The organism is Yersinia massiliensis CCUG 53443 (genome assembly GCF_000312485.1).
Lineage (GTDB): Bacteria > Pseudomonadota > Gammaproteobacteria > Enterobacterales > Enterobacteriaceae > Yersinia > Yersinia massiliensis.
Map to the genome: position 1 here is coordinate 393,966 of NZ_HE997645.1, position 550 is coordinate 394,515.

The following is a 550-nucleotide window of genomic DNA, read 5'->3' on the forward strand; positions in this document are numbered from 1 at the left end:
ATTCGGGACCAGATTGCCATCAGCATCCTTCACGGTAGCGCTCACGGCATTGGTGGCGACATTGTTCGCCACCGCGCCACTGGCGACGGTGAAGTCAGTACTCGCAATAATGGCTGTCGTCTCATCGGCGACAAAGGTGGAGGTTTTCGCCGCAGTGGTATGGGTGCCTACCGTTGCCGTCACCGCATGATCACCCGCCACTCGACTGACCAGTAATGCAGTTGCCAGCCCACTGCCATCGGTCATTACCGAATTAGTCGTCTGGGTGGTGCCGACAAATGTTGCGCCACCAGTCACTTCAAACATGACGCTGACATTCGGCACTAAATTGCCATTGCCATCTTTCACCGTCGCACTCACGGCATTGGTCGCGGTATTGTTGGCCACCGCCCCGCTGGTGACCGTAAAGTCGGTGCTGCCAATCTCAGCCGTGGTTTCATCGGCAATAAAATTGGACGTTTTCGCGGTGGTGGTGTTGGTCCCAACCGTAGCCGTGACGCTATGATCGCCCGCTACTCGGCTGACCAACGCAGCGGTAGCCACCCCAACG

Annotated in this window: 1 protein-coding gene; it reads right to left on the minus strand. The window is 57.5% G+C overall.

Annotated elements, in window-relative coordinates:
- Positions 1–550, minus strand: a 550-nt coding sequence (locus BN68_RS14340; protein WP_196796398.1) for an Ig-like domain-containing protein, incomplete at both ends; no start/stop codon positions are given.